The organism is Streptomyces sp. NPDC054841 (assembly GCF_053611045.1).
Genome location: NZ_JBSGZO010000026.1, coordinates 10,781 through 31,543, shown reverse-complemented (window position 1 = coordinate 31,543; position 20,763 = coordinate 10,781). Strand labels below are relative to the sequence as shown.

Here is a 20,763-nt window from a genome sequence, read left to right as displayed (position 1 = left end):
GGGGAGATCGGGCGTTGACTTCGGGCGTCGCGCTCAGGCGTTGAGGTCCCCGAACGCCTCGATCGCCCGCAGCGCGTCCGCCTGAGGCATCCCCGGCGGCTGGACCCGCAGGATCAGCCCGTCCGCGCCCATCTGTGCGTACCGCCCGATCCGTTCCCGGCACTCCTCGGGCGAACCGATCACCGACCGCGCCACGATGTCGTCCCACTGCTGCGCGTAGCGCGCGGCATCCATCGACGTGCGCTTCCAGTCGCCGTACGCGTCGTACAGACCCCGCAGCGGCCTCTCCAGGGCCGCCCGCGCCTGCTGCGTCGTCGCCGCGGCGTATCCCTCGCGGCAGACGATGACCTCGGCGCCCAGCGAGCGCGGCCCCTGCGGATACGACCGGTACGCGCCGATCTTCTCCGGCAGTTCCTCGTCGGTCTCGTTGAACGACGTGGTCCAGCCGTCGCACATCCGGGCCGTGCGCTCCAGCGCGGCCGGCACCCGCCCGCCGTTCCAGATCCGCGGCCGGGGCGTCTGCACGGGCCGCGGCGAGAGGTACGCGCCCTCCACCTCGCTCCAGCGGCCCTTGTACGTCACCTCGTCCTCGGTCCACAGCCGGGTGAGCAGCTCCAGACACTCCTCGAAACGCGGCACCCGCTCCTTGGGCTCCGTGCCGAACAGCGTGAACTCCTCGGGCCGGTAGCCCAGCACGAACCCGGCCGTGAGCCGCCCGCCCGACAGCACGTCGATGTGTGCCAGCGTCTCCGCGAGCCACACTGGCTGATAGACGGGCGCGATGAGCCCGGCCGTCGCCAGCCCGATCCGGTCCGTGTGTGCGGCGAGATAGGCGAGCGAGGTGAGCGCCTCGTGATAGCCGGGCCGGTGCAGATGGCGCTCGCCCAGAACGACCCAGGCGAAACCGGCCTGTTCCGCGAGCCGCACCTGCTCCACCGCGTCGGCGAGCCGCGGCCGGTCGGCCTCGTCCGCGTAGAGGTTGACGTACAGGCCGAGGCGCATGTGGCGCTGTTCCATCGCGACGAGGCCCTTCCTTTACGGTCCGGGCCGTAAAGGCTAGCGTAACGGCCACGACCGCAACAGACGGGAGAGAACGCCCATGTCTGCGACGGACCTTCTGGTGCGCCTGCTGCGCGGCACCGTACTGCCGGCGGTGGCAACTCCCATGAACGTGCAGGCAGTAGTGGATTTCGAAGCGCTGCGCGGTTACGCGGAGCGCATCGCCGAGGGCCCCATCGGCGGTGTCGCCGTATGGGCGCACACAGGGCGCGGGCTGTATCTCTCCGAGGCGGACCGCCGGCGCGTCCTGGAAGTGTGGCGCGCGGTGGTCGACGGACCGGTCGTGGCAGGGGCGGGGGTGCCACGATCGGCGCGCGCGGCGGGGCTCCGCGACGCGGTGGACGCCACCGTGGCGATGGCGGTGCAGGCGGCCGAGGGCGGAGCCGACGCCGTCATGGTCTATCCGCTGGCGCAGCTGGACGGCGACGGCGACGCGGCGGTGGCGCTGCACGAGGAGGTCGCCGCCGCCAGCGGACTGCCCGTGCTCGGGTTCTTCCTGCACGGTGAGGCGGGTGGCTACCCGTACCCGCCGGAACTCGTGAGCCGGCTGCTCGCACTCCCTTCCACCGCCGGCATCAAACTCGCCACCCTCGACCGGGCGATGGCCTGCCAGGACGCGATCCGCGCGGCGCGGCCGGGCGGGAAGCTCGTCATCACCGGCGAGGACCGGATGTTCGGGCCCTCACTGATGTGGGGCGCGGACTCGGCGCTCGTCGGTATCGCGGCGGCGCGGGTGCCGCTGACGACTGCGGTGCTCGACGCGTGGCGGGCGGGTGACCACGGAGGGTTCGTGCGTGCCTCGGGCCGTCTCGACGCCTTCGCGGAGGCGACGTTCCTGGCGCCGATCGAGGGCTATGTGCAGCGCATGCTGTGGGCGGCGGTGTGGGAGGGGCTGATTCCGGAGGAGGCGGGGCACGATCCGTACGGGCCGCGGCTGCCGTCGGCGGAGCGGCGGGCCGTGGTGGACTGTCTGGAACGGCTGGCGAAGGAACCGGACGCGCCTTAGGACCAATGCCAGTGACTTAACGAGCCACTCGAAGCTCTGACGTGTGGAAACGTCGCCCACGGGGCCTCCGTCGGGCGCCAAAGTCACTGGTATTGGCCTTAGGACGTGTCCGATGGGTCAGCGAGCCGCCGTGCCTGGTCAGTTGACTGCACTGACTCGTTGGCCGGCTCGACTCGGTGAAGGCTGATCAGGGGCAGCAGTCGCGTGCCCGACGGCGAAGGCGGCTACCGGCCCTTCGTGGGGCCTTGCCACGACCACGTAAGCCCGGGGAGCCGGTGTACCCGCGCACCCTCGTGAACCATCGGGCCGGGTGCTGCGTCATCCTGGTACGCGGCCTGTGCCAGGTGGCGCCGGGCGAGGGAGAGCAAGGGGACCGATGACGGCACGTGACGTGTTCTGTGTCGTGTTGGCGAGCCTGGCGAGCCTGCTGTGCCTGTGGGGCGGTGTGCGGGAGGCGCGGCTGCAAGCGCGGCTGCGTCGGTACGGCGTCCACGCCGGAGGGGTGGTGGTGGACCAGTATCTGGCGCCGGCGGACGATAATTCGACGCCCGTCATCGAATTCACCGACCGGCAGGGCCGACCCGTCAGGTTCACGCCCGTGGCGACGGGGACGGGGCTGGGGTTGGACCTTGGAACCCATGTCCCAGTCGTCTATCTGCCCGAACACCCCGAGATTGCCAGGGTGTGCACCCGGAGGCACCTCCGGCCTATGTACATCAGCATGCTTGCCGGAAGCGTGATCTTCCTCGGCGTCGGGGTGTGGATCGTGCTCAAAAGCTGAGCTTGTTCTGGCGGGGCGCCTGCGCGGGGGCTCCGCCCCGGACCTTGCGTCTCGATCTCCCTTTACGCTCTGCGGGCGTGTGTGCGGGCGACCCCAGCGGGGCTCGGAATGAGCTTCGGGGTCAGACCTTCAGGTCGAACAGCTCCGCCGCGTTCCGCCACAGCACCCGGTCCAGTTCGTCGTCCGTGAACTGCGCGTCGCGGATCACGCCCAGCGACCAGCACGGGTCGATCAGCGTCGCGTCCGTACCGAACAGCATCCGCTCCACCGGCACCCCGGCCTCGCGTGCGTACGCGATCCGGCCCGCGTCCGCGGCCGTGCGGCAGTGCTCCAGGTACAGGCCGTCGCAGGCGGCCGCGGCGTGTGCCGCCTCGCGCCAGGCGTCGCCGCCCGCATGGCCCATGATCACGCGCAGTCCCGGCCGGGCCGCCAGCAGATCCGGCAGCAGGGTGACTTCGCGCCCCCAGGTGTGCAGCAGCAGCGGTACGCCGGCCTCGGCGACGACGTCGAACGCCTCGGCCATCTCACGGGAGCCGGGCAGCCGCCCCGGGTAGTGGGTGTGGATCTTCGCCCCGGCGAACCGCCCGGAGTCCAGGCAGCGCCGCAGGTCCGCCGCGCTCTCCTCGATCCGGTTCGGGTTCACCACGGCGTAGCCGTACAGCCGTGGCCGGGAGGCCAGTTCCTTCAGCAGTGCCGCGTTGCCCGCGACCGCGTCGTACACGACCGCCTCCGACGCCGACACCAGCTGCAGATCGATGCCGTAGCGGTCCATCTGCCGCAGATTGGTGTCCGCGTCGCCGCAGGTCAGGTGGAACTGCCAGCGCCCCACATGGGCGTGCACATCGATGATCGGCATCAGGCGAGCAGCTCCTCGACGTTCGTGGTGGCGATGGCGGCGCGGTCGTCGGCGGAGATGGCGGCGTACCGCAGCCGCAGTGTCAGGGGGGAGATGTCCATGAAGGGCGTGCGGGAGCCGAAGACGAGATGGCGGACGCCCACCGAGTCCACGACCCGCTCGATGGAGTCGGGCCCGGACAGCAGCCGCGTGGTGACCTTGAAGCCCGGCTCCTCGCGGGCCAGCAGCAGGAAGTCCGCCAGCAGGTACGCATGCAGATCCAGGAAGATCACCGTGGCGCCGCGGCCCGTGAGCGGCGGTCCGTAGCGGCGCGGGTCGCCGTCGTGGAGCAGCACCATCCCCCGGTCGAGGGCGAGATCCACCACGCGCCGGTAGCCGGGGAAGCCGGGATCGGTGGCCTGGTCGACCGTGAACAGCCGCAGGAAGCGCACCCCGGCGGCCGTCAGCTCGTCCAGTCGTTCCTCGGCGGTCAGCGCGTCCCGGACGTCGACCGTGCCGACCGGCAGCAGCTCCGGGCAGTCCGCCAGATCGCGCAGCGTCTCCTCGTTGCCCGCGCCGTCGTCGAACAGCGGACCGCGGGTGGACAGCGCCAGCGCCCCGGCGACGGTGGAGCGGGCGAGCCGTTCGCGGACCTCGGCGAGCCCGGTGTCCTGGTGGTGCCGGGGCCATGGCCCGTACAGCACGTCCACGTCCCAGCCGATGTGCTCCTGCGGGGCCGGCGTCAGCCAGTCGTACGCGCGCAGCCAGTCGTGCCGAGCCGTCGTGCCAGGGCCTGTCCCAGCGCCTGTCCCAGGGCCTGTCCCAGAGCCTGTCAGGGTGCTCATGGTGCTCCCACCTCGCACAGCGCGCGGGCGATCCGGTCCACATCGCCTTCGGTGTACGCCTCGTTCCACTGCAGCACCAGCAGCGTACGGTCGATCAGTGTCTCCGCACGGGGACACAGGCCCGGCGGATGGCCGGACAGTGCCGGATTGGCGTACAGCGGCCGCTCCAGATAGCCGGGGAGAGCCGGGACGCCCGCCGTCTGAAGGCCCTTCGCCCAGCGGGAGTTGTCGTCGACGAGCAGCGGCACCACCCACCAGGCGTGCCCGGCGCGGCGCTCCCGCGACGGCATCCGTGCCGCTCCGGACAGCCGTCCGTCGATCGCCGCCGCGAGCCGCTCGGCCCGTTCGCGTCGTACGCGTACGACCTCGGCGACCCGGGTCAGCTGGACGCGGGCGACCGCCGCGACGAGCTCCGTCATCCGGTAGTTGAGGCCCATCGTGCGGTGGATGCGGCCTTCGGTGCGGTCCCAGCCCTTGTCCATGAACAGCCGCATACGGCGGGCCAGTTCCGGGTCGTCGGTGATGCTGAGCCCGCCGTCGCCCGCCGTGATGTGCTTGTACTGCTGGAGACTGAAGCAGGCGATGTCGCCGACGGTGCCGAGCAGACGCCCGGCGGGGTCCTCGCCCAGCCACGCCTGTGCGCAGTCCTCGATCAGCAGCAGCCGGTGCCGGTCGCAGATCTCCCGCAGCCGGGCGACGTCCGCGGCCCCGCCGAAGAGATGGACGGCGATCACCGCCCTGGTGCGCGGGGTGATCGCCGCCTCCACCGCGTCCGGGTCCAGATTCCCGTCCTCGGCCCGTACGTCCGCGAACACCACCCGTCCGCCCTGCGCGACGACCGGCGCGACGGTGCCGAAGTCCGAGATCGGTGTGGTGATGACCTCGTCACCGGGGCCGACGCCGGCCGCGGCGACCGCGAGATGGACCGCGGCCGTGCCGGAGCTCGACGAGACGGCCTCGGAGCGCCGGTACAGCGCGGCCATCTCCGCCTCCAGCGCCCGGGCCTCCCGGCCGAACGCCCCGCACAGGACCGCCGAGTCGAGGACGCGCAGCACAGCGGCGCGTTCCTCCTCGCCGAAGGTCCTGCCGCGCGGATCGAGAACTGTGGGCAGTGGCATTTCCCGTTGCGGCATCGGGGGATTATCCTCTCGGCAGCACGCGATTATGGCCTGGGCCGAAAGTAGAACTCCCGTCAGCGGCCGTCAATCGGGCGTCAACCTCAGCTGATCGTGCGTCAACCCCCCAGCAGAACGGAGACCGGGCCATGCCGCTCACGGTCGGCGTGATAGGCCCCGAGGATCTGGTCCACAAGGTGGTCGCCGTGGCCGGTGGCCAGGCGGGAGCGGCCCAGCTGCTGCCGCTTCCGTACCGCCACGAGGACGAGACGGCGGACGTCGTCACCGCGGCCCGTTCCGCGGCGGACGCACTGCTCTTCACCGGCGTGGTCCCGCACACCCTCGCCACGGCGGCCGGCATCCTCGACCGCCCCGCGATGCACGTCCCGTACAGCGGCGCCACACTGCTGCGGGCGCTCGTCGAACTGCTCAGGCTCGGTCACGACGTCTCGCGCGTCTCCATCGACACCCTGCGCCGCGACGAGGTGCTGGAGACGCTCACCGAGGCGAAGCTGCCGACCGAGCACGTGCGGGTGCTGCCGTACCGGCCCGGACTCACCTCGCAGGACCTGGTCGACTTCCACCTCGACGCGAGGGACACCAAGGAGTCGAGAGTCGCGATCACCTGCCTCGGCTCGGCGTTCCACGTGCTGGAGCACCAGACCCACGCGGTACGGCTCGCCCCGTCCCGGCACTCGATCCTGGCCACCCTCCAGGCGCTCGTCCTGGCCACCGCCGGACAGCACAGCGGGGACGCACAGGTCGCCCTCGGCATCGTCGACCTGCCGGGCGCGGACGACCGGCTGGCGGAGGACGTACGGATCCTCGGCGGCAGCCTCGCCGATCTCCCGGACGGGCAGCGGCTGGTCGTCACCACCCGCGGCGTGCTGGAGAAGGCGACCGGGCAGTTCACCCGCATCCCGTTCCTCGACGCCCTCGCCGCCCGGCACGGCACCGCGCACGTCGGCTTCGGGCTCGGTCGCACCGCCGCCGAGGCGGAGGCGCTCGCCCGCCGCGCCGTGAACCGGGCACGGTCGGTCGGCGCCGCCGCGGCCGTGGTGTCGATGACCGACGACGTCGACATCGTCCTCGACCCCGGCAGCGGCGACCTGGAGGCACAGCCCGCCGCGCCCGAGAGCGCGGTGCTGCTCGCCCGCCGCGTCGGCCTCAACCCCCAGACCCTGGACCGGCTGCGCGAACTGGCCGCCGCGGACCGGGGCGAGGGCCTCACCGCCCATCTCGTCGCCGAGCACCTCTCCGTACAGCAGCGCACGGCCCGGCGCATACTCAAGCGGCTGGAACGGGCGGGCGTGGCCGTCCCGACCGGAAGCCGCCAGGAGGGACAGACGGGCAGGCCCCCGATCGTGTACCGGGTCCGGCTGTAGCTCGTTTGCGGACGGCCGCCGCACGGGAAGTTACGGTCCGGACCGAAACGAAGTATTCGAAGGAGCTGAGCCGGCTTGAGGATCGCCTCGTTCCACACCCGCGTCGTCCGTGCCCCCTACCGCCGCCCGTTCGCGATCAGCAGCGGCACCAGCCCCGAACTCGTCACCCTGCTCGTCGAGGTACGGACCACCGACGGGGCCTGCGGCTTCGGCGAGGCCTCCCCGATGACCGCGTACACCGGCGAGACCCTCGCCGGTCTGCGGGCCGCCGTCACCGAGCACGCCGCACCCGCCCTCATCGGCCGCGATCCTCGCGACCTGGCCGGAGCGCACACCGCGATGGACGCCGCCATCCGCGGCCAGCACCTGGCCAAGGCCGCCCTCGACCTCGCCCTCCACGACCTCGCCGGGCGCGCCGCCGGCTGGCCCGCGCATCTCCTCCTCGGCGGCGCCGTCACCCGCCGGGTCCCCACCACCTGGGTCGTCGGCCTCGGCAGCCTCGACGAGACGGCCGAGGAGGCCGCCCGGTACGCCGGGCTCGGCTTCCCCCACATCAAGCTCAAGGGCGGCGAGGACCCGGAGCGGGACGTCGAACTCGTCACCGCCGTACGGAAGTCGATCCCCGACGGGGTCGAGCTGTCCCTGGACGCGAACGAGGGCTACGAACCCGGCAGCGCGGCCCGTACCGTCGGCCGCCTCGCCGACGCCGGACTCGACCTGGTCGAACAGCCCCTGCCCCGCTGGGACCTGGCCGGGCTCGCCGCCCTGCGCGCCCACGGCGGAGTGCGGGTCATGGCCGACGAGTCCCTCCAGTCGCTCCACGACGCACTGGAACTCGTCCGCCGGGGGGCCGCCGACGTGCTCAACATCAAGATCCTGAAGGTCGGCGGCCTCTACCGGGCCCGCCAGATCGCGGCCCTCGCGGAGGCCGCGGGCCTCGCCGTGAAGATCGGCACGATGCCGGAGCTGGGCGTGGCCACCCTGGCGGCCGCACACCTCTCCGCGGCGCTGCCGCACGCGACGGTCCCGCCGGACCTGGTCGGCCCCCTTCTCGTCGAGGCGGAGCCGCTCGCGCCGGAGGCCTTCGCCGCGGCGGCGGACACGGGCCATGTGGAACTGACCGGCCGGCCGGGACTGGGCCACGGGCTGACGTCGCTGTGAGGCGGCGCGGTCCTACCGGCAGGGGGCAGGGGCCCCTCGTCGCGGCAAGCTCTCAGGCCGACGCGGTCGACGACGTCAGCTCCTCCAGCCTGTTGAGACTCTGCGTCCAGCCTTCCTCGTGAAGAGCGCGGCGCCGCTCAGTGGCGAAGTCACCCTGGGTGAAAACCAGCTCGACCGACGTACGGCCGAGGGCGCGAAGCGACAGCGTCACCACCGTCTCCCGATCCTCGGGATCGGGATCCTCCCATCGGAAGGTGTAGGACAGGCGTTCCGGAGGGTCGACCTCAAGGAACTCGCCCACCAGGTAGAACAGATCGCCTTCCGGAGGCTGCATCGCGATCCGATAACTGCCTCCTGGCCGAAGGTCGCTTTCCACACGCGGGGTGGCGAACCCGTCAGGGCCCCACCACTTGGCCAGTTCCTGGGGCTCGGTCAAGGCGCGGAATACGACCGAGCGCGGTGCGCGGAGGACGCGCTGCATGTGCAGCCTCAGCCTGCCACTGTGCGTCATCACGAACCTCCTCCAACCGAAGGCTAAGGGCTGTCCCGTAATCCCCGGCGGGCGCACGACGACAGCTACGGCACCTCGCTGCGTTATCGGATCGCCCGAATACGCCCAGTATGAGGACGCCCCTCCGCCTTGCGATGCACCGCATCTGACGCCGCGCGCTGATCCACCGGGGATTACGGGACAGCCCTTAGGGGACTTCTATCACTCCGCATCCCGCCGTCGCCTCGCGGTTGTGACCTGGGTCGATTGAATCCCAGCCTCGGCCCAGTACGCCACGACGCTCAACCCGCCTGAAATCCGTCCTGAACCAGCCATCACCGCGCGGGTTCCCGGGTTTGCCCTTCCAGGAATCCGCGAATTCGCACGCTTCAGACCCCGGCGACGCCCTCGTGCTGGCGAACATCCTCCGCACCGACATGGCCGTGCACCGGCCGCTGCCAGCGGACTCCGGACCGGGCCCAGGCCATCGCGGTGCTGGCTCGGGCTCAGCAGGACGCCGTCTGGAACCGCCAGCAGATCGGCAACCAGATCCGCTCCCTGTTGCGCGAGTACTACCCCGCTGCCCTCGATGCCTTCCTGGCCAAGCAGAGAGGGCTTGCTCGTGGGGAGGCCCGCATCATCCTGACCAAGGCGCCGACGCCGACAGAGGGTTCGCGGCTGTCGCTGAGCCAGCTGCGTTCCGCACTCAAGCGCGCCGGTCGTGTCCGCAGCATTGACGAGGAGGCAGACCGCCTGCGCGGCGTCCTGCGGGCTGAGGACGCTCACCAGCCCGCAACTGTGGAGGACGCATTCGGCAAGCAGCTTCTTGCTTTGCTGAAGCAGTTCGAAGCAGCCTGTCAGGCCAGTGAAGATCTCGCCGAAGCAGTTGATGCCAGCTTTCGCGAACATCCCTATGCCGAGATACTCCTGAGCTTCCTGGGCCTCGATGTCCAGCTCGCGGCACGAGTTCTCGCCGAGACAGGCGATGACCGCAACCGCTTCGCCGACGCCCGCGGCCTGAAGGCCTACGCCGGATCCGCACCGATCACCCGCGCCTCCGGCAAGAAACACTACGTCGGACGCCGCATGGTCAAGAACAACCGGCTCCACCACGCCGGCTACCTCTGGGCCTTCTCCTCCTTGCGCTCATCACCCGGGGCGCAGGCTCACTACCGCCACCGGCGGGAGATCGGTGACTGGCACGCGCAAGCTCAGCGGCACCTGTTCAATCGCCTGCTCGGGCAGCTGTTCCACTGCCTCCAGAGGCGAGTCCTCTTCGAGGAAGAACGTGCCTTCACTCCGCCCGCGACCTCACCAATGGCAGCTGCTGACGGGGGTTCTTGAAAACGACCGGGAATACTCCTGTCTCACTTGATCAAGTCCTCAAGTGAATGGGAAGTTCGCCGATCGGCGGATCCGGTGGCGCCGCGTCAGGCCTTGGCACCAGGCATGCCGCTGGTTACGACGATCGCGGCCACGTCGCCGGTCTTGGTGCGGCCCAGCCAGACGACGCCGCCCGACTCTGCGGTGAACGTGACCAGATCGGCTTGTTGCGACTCGTCGGTTACCCGCTCGCACCAGCCAGGCAGCTTTTCGGAGTCGCGCGGCACCGGCCTGCCGTCCACATACGCGCGAAACGGCGCGGTCAAAGCCGTCCATGCGCCGGCGTCGGCGAAGCAGCCCACATTGGCGTCGGAGTAAAAGCGGATCTGCTCGCCCGGCTGAAGCCGGTCGATATCGTCGTCGACGCCCAGGCCCATCTCCCACCCGATCACGGGGTCGTCACTGATATGCAAGCGGGTCGCGGCGCACGCAACGCCGTCGAAGTGCTCCCCAAAGAATTCGTACGGCCCCGCCGTCCACGCGATCTCCACCTGGTAGGTGCCCGGCGGAATTCGCACGGCCAGCTCCCGTGGGAGGCTCGTCGGCAGTCCTCGCTCGTACTCCCAGGTTTCGTCGTCATGCCACGGCGCATCCACGACGAGACGGCCGCTGGGTATGCGAATGGTGGTCACCTCTTCAATCCCCGTGACCACGACCGGCGTTGTCGGATCGTCGTACACCGTCCCCAGATGCGCTCCGGGCGTGAACGCCGTCTCGATGTACCAGGTGGCCTCCGGCCCGGCCGCCAGCCGGGCGTCCCCGATCCACTCCATGTCTCATCCTTCCGTCGCCACCCGGCCGGGCGGTCCACCGAAACGGTACGTGGGCCCAGTGACATCGGCAGTTTGCACATCGGACCACGGAACGCCACCGTGATCAGGTCAGCTCGCCGTGGTGCCGCCACTGCGTCGGATGCCGCCTGGAAGGTCGCGGAGGTAGGCTGCCAGACCGCAGGTCAGCGCGGGTCGGCCTGGGGAACCAAACCGAGCGAGGCGCATCTGAGCAGAGGGTGGGGAGATTCAAATGTCTCCATCACTGCTTGACGTCTTCAGATCCCGAGATGTCTAATCCGAGCATGAATTGGCCCCCTTTTGCCCCGCGTTACGCGGGACGGGAGGGGGCCTCTTCTGCGTTCTACGGCAGCAGCTTAACGGCAATGTCCTGTTGGGGAATCAGGGCGTACGCTCGATCGGCACGCTTCTCGACCATAGCTCTTCGGCATGCTCGGAGAATCGGGCGTACATGCCATCATCGACGTACTTCCGCAAGTGCAACAGCGGGGAGTCGTGCCCGACCAGTCGGGCAAGATGGGGAGTCACTAGCGCGTCGTCGTCGAATCGGAACACCGACAGGGACACGTGATTCACCGCGTCGTCAGGGGCCGAGAAACGCGCCTCTAGTCCCTCGTGGGACCCAAGCTTGTCCAAGTGCTCAAGCGTGATGCGGATGCGCGTGGACACCGTGAGCGCGACGTCTTCAATCTGCTCACGGTTGCGGGTCACCTCTCCGTCGGGGTCGCCCAAGAGGAAGCGCACGCGACAGCCACTGTCGAGCTTCTGCCTCAGTGTGGAAACGAATGCAGGCTGGTCGAGCCACAGGAAATAGTTCGTGTACCCAGCGAAGAAGAGTTCTCGTGTGGCGTTGGTGATCAGTTCCCCCCAAGTTGTTGAGGGGCAGGAAGACCGGTAGGGGTAAGAGCGAATTATTTCGCGGTCTCCGCCGGTCTTGAGTCGGTCTTTCACCGCTTTGGGCCACAGCATTTCTTCGTCAACTCCCAACGCCATACAAGCGTCTTCCCGGTTCCTGGCGTGCGGGATTAATTCGGCGTTCGCCACCCATCTTTCAATGGTCTTGCCAGAAACGCCCACACGGGCCGCTAGTTGCCGAGGGGGCAGGTTGGCGGACTGCATAGCCGATCTTAGGGCCGTGTTCAAGGTCCCTCCCTAGGACATTTGGGCGTTCTCCACGCTACCGCCCAGGCGTCCCATGTGTCGCCAGACGTGCCCCCATACGTCCTTGATGGGTCGTCAGAGTGGCCAAGCGCAAGGACCCCAGCGACCGCGGTAACGGCCCTGGGGCGTGGCCGACGCTTCGAAGGAGCGACGACGTGAAAGACCTTATCGCCCGTGCACTCAATTGGGTGACGCGCGTTCTATTGGGACGACGCGCGCTCGGCAGACACCGCGCCCAGGCGCACCAGGGCGCCCCCGTGGCCCCCGCTGGACTCTCCCCCGTCGTGTGGGGCGCACGGTTGGTCGCAGCGCGCGAGCAGCGCAGGGAGCGACACGCCCCGTGTGTGCCGCTGCCGCAGCCGCGCACGCAATGGTTCCCGCCTGCGCCCTGGGAGCGCCCTCTCGCCCTGGTTCGCCCCTACGTGCTCGCCTCGCTGGGCGAGGGCTGGCGCCATGCGGCATCTGGAAAGGATGGCGTCCCGCCAGGTGGTGTAGGGGATCAAGTGGCCGGAATCCGCACGTCAGTGGCGGTGGCCCCACCCTGTCGGGCGTCCAACCCGCTTCACCGGGACGCTTCGTGGGCCGCCGCATCCACGGAGATCACCGTGGGCCTCGAACCGGAACGCGTAGCGCTTGATCCCCTACACCACGTCGTGGGACACGACCCTGGAAAGGGTGCGTGATCACGTGGCAATCACCATCGCTGTCTATCGGGTCAATGCCGAGACAGGCGCCCGGACGGAAGTTCAGGACAAGGTCACGCACCTGTGTCCCCCCGACAAGCCGTCGGATGCGGGATGCGGTTTCCCGCCGTGCACGTGCCCGCCGTGCAAGGCAACTCGGCAGGCCAGGGAGAAACGGTGATCCGGTCGGGGCGCATCGTGACCGCACTCATGGCAGCCGAGAGCGCCATGCAACAGGGGTACAAGGCATGGCTGGTGCACGCCCAGGGCTGCGCAGGCTGCGTGACTGCCGACAGGGCCGATACCGGCTGTGCGACCGGTCAACGCCTGTGGCGCACCTACCAGGGAGCGCGCCAACCCGAGAGAGCGCCCGAGTAAACGCTCAGAAACCGCACGACCAGCATCAAGAACGGATGGCTGCCGACTCCCGTCAAGGGCAGCGAATGACCCTCGTGCCTGCCCCTGTCGGGTGCGGGTGGCGCCCCCAACAGGCGGCCGCTAGAGCCCTGTTGGGGGCCTATACCACACGGTGCGGGGACCGAATCCCCGCACCTGTAGGGAAGGGAAATTAACCATGGGTGCAGTGCCCGAATTCGAGTTCGTTGGAGTGTCCGCGTGCCGGCCTCGCTCCGGGGTCAACAACTGCCCGCAGGTGGCAAGGAACGTGCCTGGCGTAGTGGCGTTGCGGGATTCTGAGCGGCCGGACATCATCGTCACGATGACTGAGGATGGCTGGGCGGGGCTCGCCGCAGCCGTCAAGGCCGGAGAGTTCGACTAGGCGCCTGAAAGGGCCGTGATGCAGAAGTGCCCGCGCTGCCGCGCCGAGTGCACGACGGACCCTGAGACAGGGTGGCTCGTCTGCCTGCTGTGTGGTGAGCCTGTTGCCCCTCCGGACCTTTCTTCCTGCCGCGGTCCGGAGCCATGGCGGGGCAGGGCCACACAGCTGCCGTACCGGCCACGCGAGCACTGAACGCCTGCGCCCCTCAACTGCCGCGGAGGAATGGCGGTTGAGGGGCGCTGTGCTGTGCCGGACGCCTAAAGGACACGCCCTAGCTCGCCGGTGCGAACGACATCGGAAGCGACCCCACCCCCCGGATGAAGTTCGACTCCAGCCAGGTCACCGGGCCCGTCACCGCGAAGGAGGCCACCTGCCGCCGTAGTTCGCCGAGCAGCGTCCGGATCTCCACCCGGGCCAGTTGCGCCCCCAGGCAGAAGTGCGGGCCGTGGCCGAAGGTGACGTGCCGGTTCGGGTCGCGGGTGAGGTCGAGGACGTACGGGTCGTCGAAGGCCTCCTCGTCGAAGTTCGCCGAGGCGCACCACAGCGTCACCGCGTCGCCCGCCGCGATCCGGACCCCGCTCAGCTCGGTGTCGGCCGTCGCCGTGCGCCCGATGTGGGCGACCGGGGTCGTCCAGCGCAGGATCTCCTCCGTGGCCGTCGTGACGAGGTCCGGTTCGGCGCGCAGCCGTTCCCACTGCTCGCCGTGCGAGGCCAGCGCCAGCAGTCCGCCCGCCATCGAGAGCCGGGCGGTCTCGTCGCCTCCGATGATGAGGTTGTAGCAGTTGAAGAGGACCTCCTCCTCGGACAGCGGCTCCCCGTCCACTTCGCTGCTCACCAGCAGGCTGATGATGTCGCTGCCCGGCGCCTCCCGCCGCTCGGCGGCCAGCCGTGTGTAGTACTGCATGATCTCGCTCTGCGCGATGCGCGCCTCGATGCCCGCGACGCCACCGTCATCGCCGTGCTCACCGAGCATCGCCGCGCTCGTCAGCTCCAGCACCCGCGCCCGGTCGGCCGCCGGCACCCCCAGCAGCTCGCAGATCGCGCGCAGCGGGATCTGGGCGGCGACCTCGGCGACGAAGTCGCCCTCGCCGCGCGCCACCAGCTCCGCGAGCAGCTCACGTGTGGAGACGGCGATCGACTCGGTGATCGGGCCGAGGGTGCGCGGGCCGAAGCCGCCGGTCAGGAGGCGACGCAGGGCACCGTGCCGCGGTGGATCGGTGACCACGAGCATCTTTCCCGCGCCGTGGTCGTACCCCTTCAGCAGCGTGCCCAGCATGTTGCCGCCCTGCGAGCTGAACGTGCGGGTGTCGCGCAGCGCGCGCTGGACGTCGGCGTGCCGGGTGACCACCCAGAACGCGTCGACGGCCGCGCCGAGAGCCGGGTCGACGCGCTGGCGGCGGACCGGATCGGTGCGGCGCAGCGCGCGCCAGAGCGTGCCGAGGTCCTGCCGGACGTGCAGCCGGGGATCGAGCAGGTCGACGTCCTCGATCGGGTACGTCATGCCCCCGCCTCCGCCTCGAACTCGTCCAGGAGCGCCTCGAGCGAGCCCGGGTCTTCGGACCCGGCCGTGGCGCGGTCCGCGACGATCCGGTCCACCATCTCGCTGAGCGTCAGCTGCTCCAGGAACAGTTCGATGGGTACGTCCAGACCGAACTCGTCACCCAGCCGCCCGACCAGATGCACGGCCGTGAGGGAGTCGCCGCCCACCGCGAAATACGTCGCGTCGAGATCGCCGGGCCGGCCGTCGAGCCCGAGGGTCTCGCGCAGCACCGCGGAGACGGCCGCGCGCAGCCCGCCGTCCGCGGGAACGGCCGCCTCGGGTCCGCCGGGTACGGCGGGTGCGTCAGCCACGCCGGACATCCCGGGCGCCTCGGGAGCGGAGACCGGCACGGGGACCGGCGGGCCGAGTCGCATCGAGCCGAAGCTGTCCCCGGCGAACGGATACGCAGGCAGGCTCACCCTCCGCACGCCGGTGCCCGCGTCCGGCTCCGGCCAGTCGACGTCCTCGCCCTTCAGCCATGCCTCGCCGAGCGGGTGCGGCGCGCCCACCGGTGCCGCGCCCCGGGCGAGCCGCTCCAGCTCGGCGACCGCCTCGGGAAGACCGGCCGCCGTCACATACGCACGGGCGGCGAGCGGGGTGCGGCCGGTGCGCAGGGTGTGGGCGGCGTCGGCGAGGGCGGGCGCGTCCGGTGCCCCCAGGGCCTGGGCCAGTTCGCCTGCCAGCGCGGCGAGTCGGTCCTCTGTACGGGCGGAGAGCGGCAGGACCTCGACGGTGTGCCCGGCCGGCTCCGGCCGGGCCGGCCGGCGAGGTGCCTCCGCCAGCACCACGTGCACGTTCGTCCCGCCGATCCCCACCGAGCTGACCCCGGCCAGCCGCGGGCCGCCGCCCGCCGGCCGTGGCCAGCTCTCCGCCCGCTCGACCAGCCGGAACGGCGAGGCCGGCAGATCGGGGTGCGGGCGGGTGACGTTCACGGTCGGCGCGAGCGTGGCATGCTCCAGCATCAGCACGGTCTTGATCAGTGCGGCGACCCCGGCCGCGGCGTCCAGATGCCCGATGTTCGACTTCACCGAGCCGATCCGGCAGCCCGCCGATCCGGCCAGCGCCGCCGATGCCGCGGCGATCTCGATCCGGTCGCCGAGCTGCGTCCCCGTGCCGTGCGCCTCCAGATACTGGGCCAGCGCCGGTTCGAGTCCGGCCGCGGACCAGGCCTCGGCGATCGCCGCGGTCTGCTGGTCCACACCGGGCGCCGTGAAACCGACCTTGGCCGCCCCGTCGTTGGTCACCGCCGTACCGCGCAGCACGGCGCGCACCGGATCGCCGTCCGCCAGCGCGTCCTCCAGCCTGCGCAGCACGACCACACCGACACCGTGGCCCGGTACGGTCCCGGCCGCGCGCTCGTCGAAGGGCCGGCAGCGGCCGTCCGGCGAGAAGATCCCGCCCTCCTGGTGGACGTACCCGTGCTTGTGCACGGAGCCGACGGCGACGCCGCCCGCGAGCGCCGTGTCGCACTCCCCGAGCAGCAGTGCCTGCGCGGCGAGATGCACGGCCGTGAGAGAGGTCGAACAGGCCGTCTGGACGGTCATGCTGGGGCCGTCGAGCCCGAGCCGGTACGACACCCAGGGCGCCAGGAACTCGCGGTCGGTGAGGATCCGTACCTGCATCGCGCCGATCGACGTGGCCAGCCCCCGGTCGGTCTGCGCGGCCAGCATGTGCTCGGTGGGGCTGCCGCCGACGTACACGCCGGTACGGACCGGCGCCGCGTCCCGCGGCCCGTGACCCGCGTCCTCCAGCGCGGCCCACGCGGTCTCCAGCAGCAGCCGGTGCTGGGGGTCGAGCGCGGCGGCCTCGGTGCGGTTGAAGCCGAACAGCTCGGCCTCGAAGCGGTCCGCGTCGGCGAGATGGCCCTGGGCGGGCACGTAGCCGGGCAGTCGCGCCTCGTCCGGGTCCACCCCTGCCGCGTCGAGTTCGCCGGGGGTGAAGTCCGTGAGGGAGCAGACGCCGTCCCGCAGATTCCGCCAGTACGTGCGGAGGTCGGGGGCGCCGGGGAAGCGGCCGCTCATTCCGGTGATCGCTATCGCGCCTGCGGTCACTTCGGTCATCGCGTGGTGCCTTTCCTGGATCGGAGCCGCTGGGCGGCCGCGGCCTGTCGTGCGCGTCGGTCGGCGCCGCGTTGCGCGTGGCCGGCGGGGCCGGTGCCGGGTGTCGCGTCCCGTTCGAGCCGGGCGGCGAGCGCGGAGACGGTGGGATGGCGGAACAGATCGACGAGGGCGATCGAGGAGGTGGTGCGGGTGGTGCCGACGCCGACACGGGTGCCGGTGCCGGTGTCCGGGTCCGGGCCGGTCTCCGAGTCCGGGCTCGGGCTCGTGCCTGCGTCCGGGCCCCGGTCGGCACCGGTGGGGGACTCGGGTTCCGGCCCGGGTTCGGCGGCGATGGTCGGCGGTCGGCCGGGCTCGGTGGACAGCTCTGCTCCCGAGGAGGGCCCCCGGTCGGCACTGGTGGGGGAGTCGGGTTCCGGCCCGGGTTCGGCGGCGATGGCCGGTCGGCCGGGCTCGGTGGACAGCTCTGCTCCCGAGGAGGGCCCCCGGTCGGCACTGGTGGGGGAGTCGGGTTCCGGCCCGGGTTCGGCGGCGATGGTCGGCGGTCGGCCGGGCCCGGCGGAGCGCTCCGCCCCCGAGGAGGGCTCCCGCCCGGCGGAGCGGTCCGCTCCGGGGCCGGGAAGACCCGCACGCAGGGCCGCGAGCACCGCGAGCAGCCGTACCGAATTGCCGCCCAGCTCGAAGAAGTTGTCGTGGACGCCGACCCGGTCGACGCCGAGGACCGAAGCCCAGACCCCGGCGACGAACTCCTCCACCGCGGTGCGCGGCGGGGCGTACGACTCGGCCAGCTCCGGGCGTACGGAGCGCGGTTCGGGCAGTCGGGAGCGGTCGATCTTCCCCGAGCGGTTGAGCGGCAGCTCGGCCAGGCGGACGAAGACCTCCGGAACCATGTACGCCGGCAGCCGCTCGGCGAGACGGGCGCGCAGCGCGCCGTCCGGCGTGTCCTCCGCCCCGACGACATACGCAACGAGCCGCTGCTCCCCGCCGCTGCCGCGGACGGCGGCCGCGGCCACCGTCACACCGGGGCACGCGGCCAGCGCCGTCTCGATCTCGCCGAGTTCGACGCGGAAGCCACGCAGTTTCACCTGGGTGTCGGTGCGGCCGAGATAGTGCAGCACACCGTCCGAGTCGAACCGGCCCAGATCGCCCGTGCGGTACATCCGCGAGCCCGGCGGCCCGTACGGGTCGGCCACGAACCGCTCGGCCGTCAGCCCGGGCCGCCCGAGGTAGCCCCGCGCGAGCGAGGCGCCCGCGACGTACACCTCCCCGACGACCCCGGCAGGCACCGGGCGCAGCCGCGCGTCGAGCACATACGTCCGGTCGCCGGGGACGGAATCCCCGATCACCACCGGCTCACCGGGCCGCAGTTCGGCGGTCGTCGAGTAGACGGTGGCCTCGCTGGGCCCGTACGCGTTCAGCACCCTGCGTCCGGGCGCGCTCAGCCGCGCGACCAGCTCGGCCGGGCACGCCTCGCCGCCGACCGCGATCGTGCGCAGATGGGGGAGCCCGGTCAGGGGCGAGGGCAGCAGCATCGCGGCGGACGGCGGCAGGAAGACGTAGGTGATCCGCGAGTCCCGCAGCCGAGCATGGAGCGCGTCGCCGAGCCGTTCGTCCTCCTGCGCGATGTGCAGCTCGGCGCCGGCGACCCAGGCGAAGAACAGATCGGACACGGCGACGTCGAACCCGAACGACACGTACTGCAGCACCCGGTCGTCACCCGTGACCGGGAACCGCTCCCGCACGGCCACGGCCAGATTCGCCAGCGCACGGTGTTCCACGGCGACGCCCTTCGGGACACCGGTGGAGCCGGACGTGAACAGCACGTAGGCGAGATCCTGGGGTGCGGGTGCGGGTGCGGGTGCGGGTGCGGGTGCCGGTGCCGGTGCGGGCGATGACGGCCCGCCGGGCGCAGGGCCCGTTCCGGTCCCGGCCGGCATCCGCAGGACCTGAGGGCCGAGGCCCGCCGCCTTCGCCTCCGTCTCCGCGTCCGTGAGGAGCAGCGTCATGCCCGAGTCGCGGGCCATGGCCTCGAGACGGGCTTCGGGGTGGCCGGGGTCCAGCGGGACATAGGCGGCGCCCGCGCGGAGGACGGCGAGGGCGGCCAGGGCCATGTTCGCCGAGCGGGGGAGCAGCAGGCCGACGCGGGTGCCGGGACGGGCACCGGAGGCGTGGAGGTGGGCGGCGAGGGTGTCGGCGCGGGCGAGGAGTTCGCGGTACGTGAGGACGACCGGCCCGCACACCAGGGCCACCGCGTCCGGGCGTTCCGCGGCCCGCGCCGCCACCAGGTCCGGGACGAGCAGCCCCGTGGCCGTGGCCGCGGCCTCGGCGGAGCGGTCGGCGCCCGCCAGGATGGACCGGCGCTCGTCCTCGGGGACCGCGTCCACCGTGGACAGCGGCGCGTCCGGCCGCTCCAGCAGCCCGTCGAGCAGCGTCCGGAAGTTCCGCACCCAGCGCCGCACCGTCGACGGCTCGAACAGCTCGCTGCGGTGGATCAGCTGGGCCACCAGCTCGCCGCCCCACCGCTCCACGTGCAGATGCAGATCGAACTTCGCCGTGTCCAGCGCCAGCTCGATCCGCTCCGACTCCGCACCGGCCAGTTCGAGCACCGGTTCCGTGTCGTCGTCGTACGCGAACACCGCCTGCACCAGCGGGTCATGACTCGTCTCGCGCACCGGCGCCACCGCGTCGACGACCGCCTCGAACGGCGCGTCCTGATACGGCTGCCCCGCCAGCAGCCGCTCCCGCAGCCGCCCCACCAGCTCGCCGAACCCCGGGTCCCCGGACAGGTCCACACGCAGCGCGAGGGTGTTGGTCAGCATTCCGACCATGTCCTGGAGCTCCGCCCGGTCCCGGCCGGACACCGGGAACCCGATCACCAGGTCCTCGCGCCCGGACAACCGTCCCAGAAACGCGGCGTAGGCGGCGAACAGCACCATGAACGGCGTCGCCCCCTGCTCCGCCGCCACCTTCGCGATCCGCTCCCGTACGCCCGTGTCGAGCACGAACCGCACCGCGGAGCCCGCCGCCGACGGAGCCGCCGTACGCGGCCGGTCCAGCGGCAGCGCCATCGTCTCGGGCGCGCCGCTCAGCTCGTCGGCCCAGTGCGCGACGGCCGCCGCGTACTCCCCGCGCCCGAGCCGCTCGCGCTGCCAGGCGGCGAAGTCCGGGTACTGGAGCGGCAGTTCGGCGGGGGAGTGCGGCAGGCCCTTGAGCGCGTCCTCGTACGCCGTCGACAGCCCGCGCAGCATGATCTGCAGCGACCAGCCGTCGCACACCAGATGGTGCGCGACCAGCAGGACCCGGTGGCTGCCGTCGGCCACCGCGTACACCGCGCCGCGCAGCAGCGGCCCGGTGGCCGTGTCGAACGGCCGCCCCGCCTCCGCCCGCATCAGCCCGGCCACCTCCGCAGCCGCCACATCCCGCTCCACCCGCAGCTCGGCCCGCGCCTCGGCGGCGACGATCTGCACCGGTTCGCCGCCGGGCCCCGCCCTGAAGACCGTACGCAGCGACTCGTGGCGTGCGACCAGCGCGTCCAGCGCGCGGCGGAACGCGGCCACGTCGAAGGGTCCGCGTACGGCGAAGGCGGCGGGCACGTTGTACTGGGCGGTGCCGGGGTTCAGCTGGTCCAGGACCAGCAGCCGGCCCTGTGCGGCGGAGACGGGAAACTCGTACTCCTCGATGTCCATGGCGCGC

The 20,763-nt window shown here is 71.4% G+C and carries 14 protein-coding genes and 1 pseudogene; 5 read left to right on the top strand and 10 right to left on the bottom strand.

From position 1 onward, the window contains the following. Positions 1–33 precede the first annotated feature (33 nt). Positions 34–1,017: an LLM class flavin-dependent oxidoreductase gene (locus tag ACWGI8_RS06225; protein ID WP_453658936.1), complete on the bottom strand. Its 984-nt coding sequence runs from the start codon at positions 1,015–1,017 to the stop codon at positions 34–36. A gap of 82 nt (positions 1,018–1,099) precedes the next feature. Here ACWGI8_RS06225 and ACWGI8_RS06220 point away from each other — a divergent pair, with 82 nt between their 5' ends. Continuing rightward, on the top strand, positions 1,100–2,065 hold the full coding sequence (locus ACWGI8_RS06220; protein WP_453658935.1) for a dihydrodipicolinate synthase family protein: 966 nt from the start codon (positions 1,100–1,102) through the stop codon (positions 2,063–2,065). Between the two features lie 376 nt (positions 2,066–2,441). Further along, positions 2,442–2,846, top strand: coding sequence for a DUF3592 domain-containing protein (locus tag ACWGI8_RS06215; RefSeq protein ID WP_453658934.1), 405 nt, complete (start codon positions 2,442–2,444; stop codon positions 2,844–2,846). 121 nt (positions 2,847–2,967) lie between these two features. Here ACWGI8_RS06215 and ACWGI8_RS06210 read toward each other — a convergent pair whose 3' ends face one another. Genes ACWGI8_RS06210 through ACWGI8_RS06200 form a run of 3 tightly spaced genes read right to left on the bottom strand, consistent with a single transcriptional unit; the run spans position 2,968 to position 5,659 of the window. Continuing rightward, the gene (locus tag ACWGI8_RS06210) at positions 2,968–3,702 is read right to left on the bottom strand and encodes an amidohydrolase family protein (protein ID WP_453658933.1); all 735 of its coding nucleotides are present in this window, start codon (positions 3,700–3,702) and stop codon (positions 2,968–2,970) included. Continuing rightward, entirely contained in the window at positions 3,702–4,526 is an 825-nt protein-coding gene (locus ACWGI8_RS06205) for a hypothetical protein (RefSeq protein WP_453658932.1), read from the bottom strand. The genes ACWGI8_RS06210 and ACWGI8_RS06205 overlap by 1 nt, the downstream gene beginning before the upstream one ends. Further along, positions 4,523–5,659, bottom strand: a complete 1,137-nt coding sequence (locus ACWGI8_RS06200) for a DegT/DnrJ/EryC1/StrS family aminotransferase (protein ID WP_453658931.1) — start codon at positions 5,657–5,659, stop codon at positions 4,523–4,525. Before ACWGI8_RS06200 ends, ACWGI8_RS06205 begins: the two co-directional genes overlap by 4 nt. Positions 5,660–5,790: 131 nt before the next feature. Between ACWGI8_RS06200 and ACWGI8_RS06195 the strand changes: the two genes are divergently transcribed. Both ACWGI8_RS06195 and ACWGI8_RS06190 read left to right on the top strand, forming a co-directional pair. Further along, entirely contained in the window at positions 5,791–7,026 is a 1,236-nt protein-coding gene (locus ACWGI8_RS06195) for a hypothetical protein (RefSeq protein ID WP_453658930.1), read from the top strand. Positions 7,027–7,101: 75 nt separating this feature from the next. After that, positions 7,102–8,187, top strand: coding sequence for a mandelate racemase/muconate lactonizing enzyme family protein (locus ACWGI8_RS06190; RefSeq protein ID WP_453658929.1), 1,086 nt, complete (start codon positions 7,102–7,104; stop codon positions 8,185–8,187). Positions 8,188–8,239: 52 nt separating this feature from the next. Here the strand turns inward: ACWGI8_RS06190 and ACWGI8_RS06185 are convergent, their stop codons facing one another. Continuing rightward, positions 8,240–8,668, bottom strand: coding sequence for an SRPBCC family protein (locus ACWGI8_RS06185; RefSeq protein ID WP_453658928.1), 429 nt, complete (start codon positions 8,666–8,668; stop codon positions 8,240–8,242). A 398-nt stretch (positions 8,669–9,066) separates the two neighbouring features. On the opposite strand from ACWGI8_RS06185, the pseudogene ACWGI8_RS06180 reads away from it, so the two are divergent. Beyond that, a pseudogene (locus tag ACWGI8_RS06180) lies at positions 9,067–10,021 on the top strand (transposase); the annotation flags it as partial. Between the two features lie 86 nt (positions 10,022–10,107). Here the strand turns inward: ACWGI8_RS06180 and ACWGI8_RS06175 are convergent. From ACWGI8_RS06175 to ACWGI8_RS06155, 5 genes are all read right to left on the bottom strand, one after another. After that, on the bottom strand, positions 10,108–10,833 hold the full coding sequence (locus ACWGI8_RS06175; protein ID WP_453658927.1) for a DUF4241 domain-containing protein: 726 nt from the start codon (positions 10,831–10,833) through the stop codon (positions 10,108–10,110). A 399-nt stretch (positions 10,834–11,232) separates the two neighbouring features. Beyond that, positions 11,233–11,895, bottom strand: a complete 663-nt coding sequence (locus tag ACWGI8_RS06170) for an XRE family transcriptional regulator (protein ID WP_453658926.1) — start codon at positions 11,893–11,895, stop codon at positions 11,233–11,235. Between the two features lie 1,849 nt (positions 11,896–13,744). After that, positions 13,745–14,974 (bottom strand): cytochrome P450, encoded by a 1,230-nt coding sequence (locus tag ACWGI8_RS06165; RefSeq protein WP_453658925.1) that lies wholly within the window; start codon positions 14,972–14,974, stop codon positions 13,745–13,747. Next, entirely contained in the window at positions 14,971–17,073 is a 2,103-nt protein-coding gene (locus ACWGI8_RS06160) for a beta-ketoacyl synthase N-terminal-like domain-containing protein (protein WP_453658924.1), read from the bottom strand. The genes ACWGI8_RS06165 and ACWGI8_RS06160 overlap by 4 nt, the downstream gene beginning before the upstream one ends. Next, positions 17,070–20,756, bottom strand: a complete 3,687-nt coding sequence (locus ACWGI8_RS06155) for a non-ribosomal peptide synthetase (RefSeq protein ID WP_453658923.1) — start codon at positions 20,754–20,756, stop codon at positions 17,070–17,072. Before ACWGI8_RS06155 ends, ACWGI8_RS06160 begins: the two co-directional genes overlap by 4 nt. Positions 20,757–20,763 lie beyond the last annotated feature (7 nt).

What these genes read in the sequence shown, in the direction of transcription:
- ACWGI8_RS06185 (WP_453658928.1), bottom strand. Translation starts at nt 8,668, where the DNA reads ATGCAGCGCGTCCTCCGCGCACCGCGCTCGGTCGTATTCCGCGCCTTG.
- ACWGI8_RS06195 (WP_453658930.1), top strand. Translation starts at nt 5,791, where the DNA reads ATGCCGCTCACGGTCGGCGTGATAGGCCCCGAGGATCTGGTCCACAAG.
- ACWGI8_RS06205 (WP_453658932.1), bottom strand. Translation starts at nt 4,526, where the DNA reads ATGAGCACCCTGACAGGCTCTGGGACAGGCCCTGGGACAGGCGCTGGG.
- ACWGI8_RS06225 (WP_453658936.1), bottom strand. Translation starts at nt 1,017, where the DNA reads ATGGAACAGCGCCACATGCGCCTCGGCCTGTACGTCAACCTCTACGCG.
- ACWGI8_RS06165 (WP_453658925.1), bottom strand. Translation starts at nt 14,974, where the DNA reads ATGACGTACCCGATCGAGGACGTCGACCTGCTCGATCCCCGGCTGCAC.
- ACWGI8_RS06215 (WP_453658934.1), top strand. Translation starts at nt 2,442, where the DNA reads ATGACGGCACGTGACGTGTTCTGTGTCGTGTTGGCGAGCCTGGCGAGC.
- ACWGI8_RS06175 (WP_453658927.1), bottom strand. Translation starts at nt 10,833, where the DNA reads ATGGAGTGGATCGGGGACGCCCGGCTGGCGGCCGGGCCGGAGGCCACC.
- ACWGI8_RS06210 (WP_453658933.1), bottom strand. Translation starts at nt 3,702, where the DNA reads ATGCCGATCATCGATGTGCACGCCCATGTGGGGCGCTGGCAGTTCCAC.
- ACWGI8_RS06220 (WP_453658935.1), top strand. Translation starts at nt 1,100, where the DNA reads ATGTCTGCGACGGACCTTCTGGTGCGCCTGCTGCGCGGCACCGTACTG.
- ACWGI8_RS06155 (WP_453658923.1), bottom strand. Translation starts at nt 20,756, where the DNA reads ATGGACATCGAGGAGTACGAGTTTCCCGTCTCCGCCGCACAGGGCCGG.
- ACWGI8_RS06200 (WP_453658931.1), bottom strand. Translation starts at nt 5,659, where the DNA reads ATGCCGCAACGGGAAATGCCACTGCCCACAGTTCTCGATCCGCGCGGC.
- ACWGI8_RS06160 (WP_453658924.1), bottom strand. Translation starts at nt 17,073, where the DNA reads ATGACCGAAGTGACCGCAGGCGCGATAGCGATCACCGGAATGAGCGGC.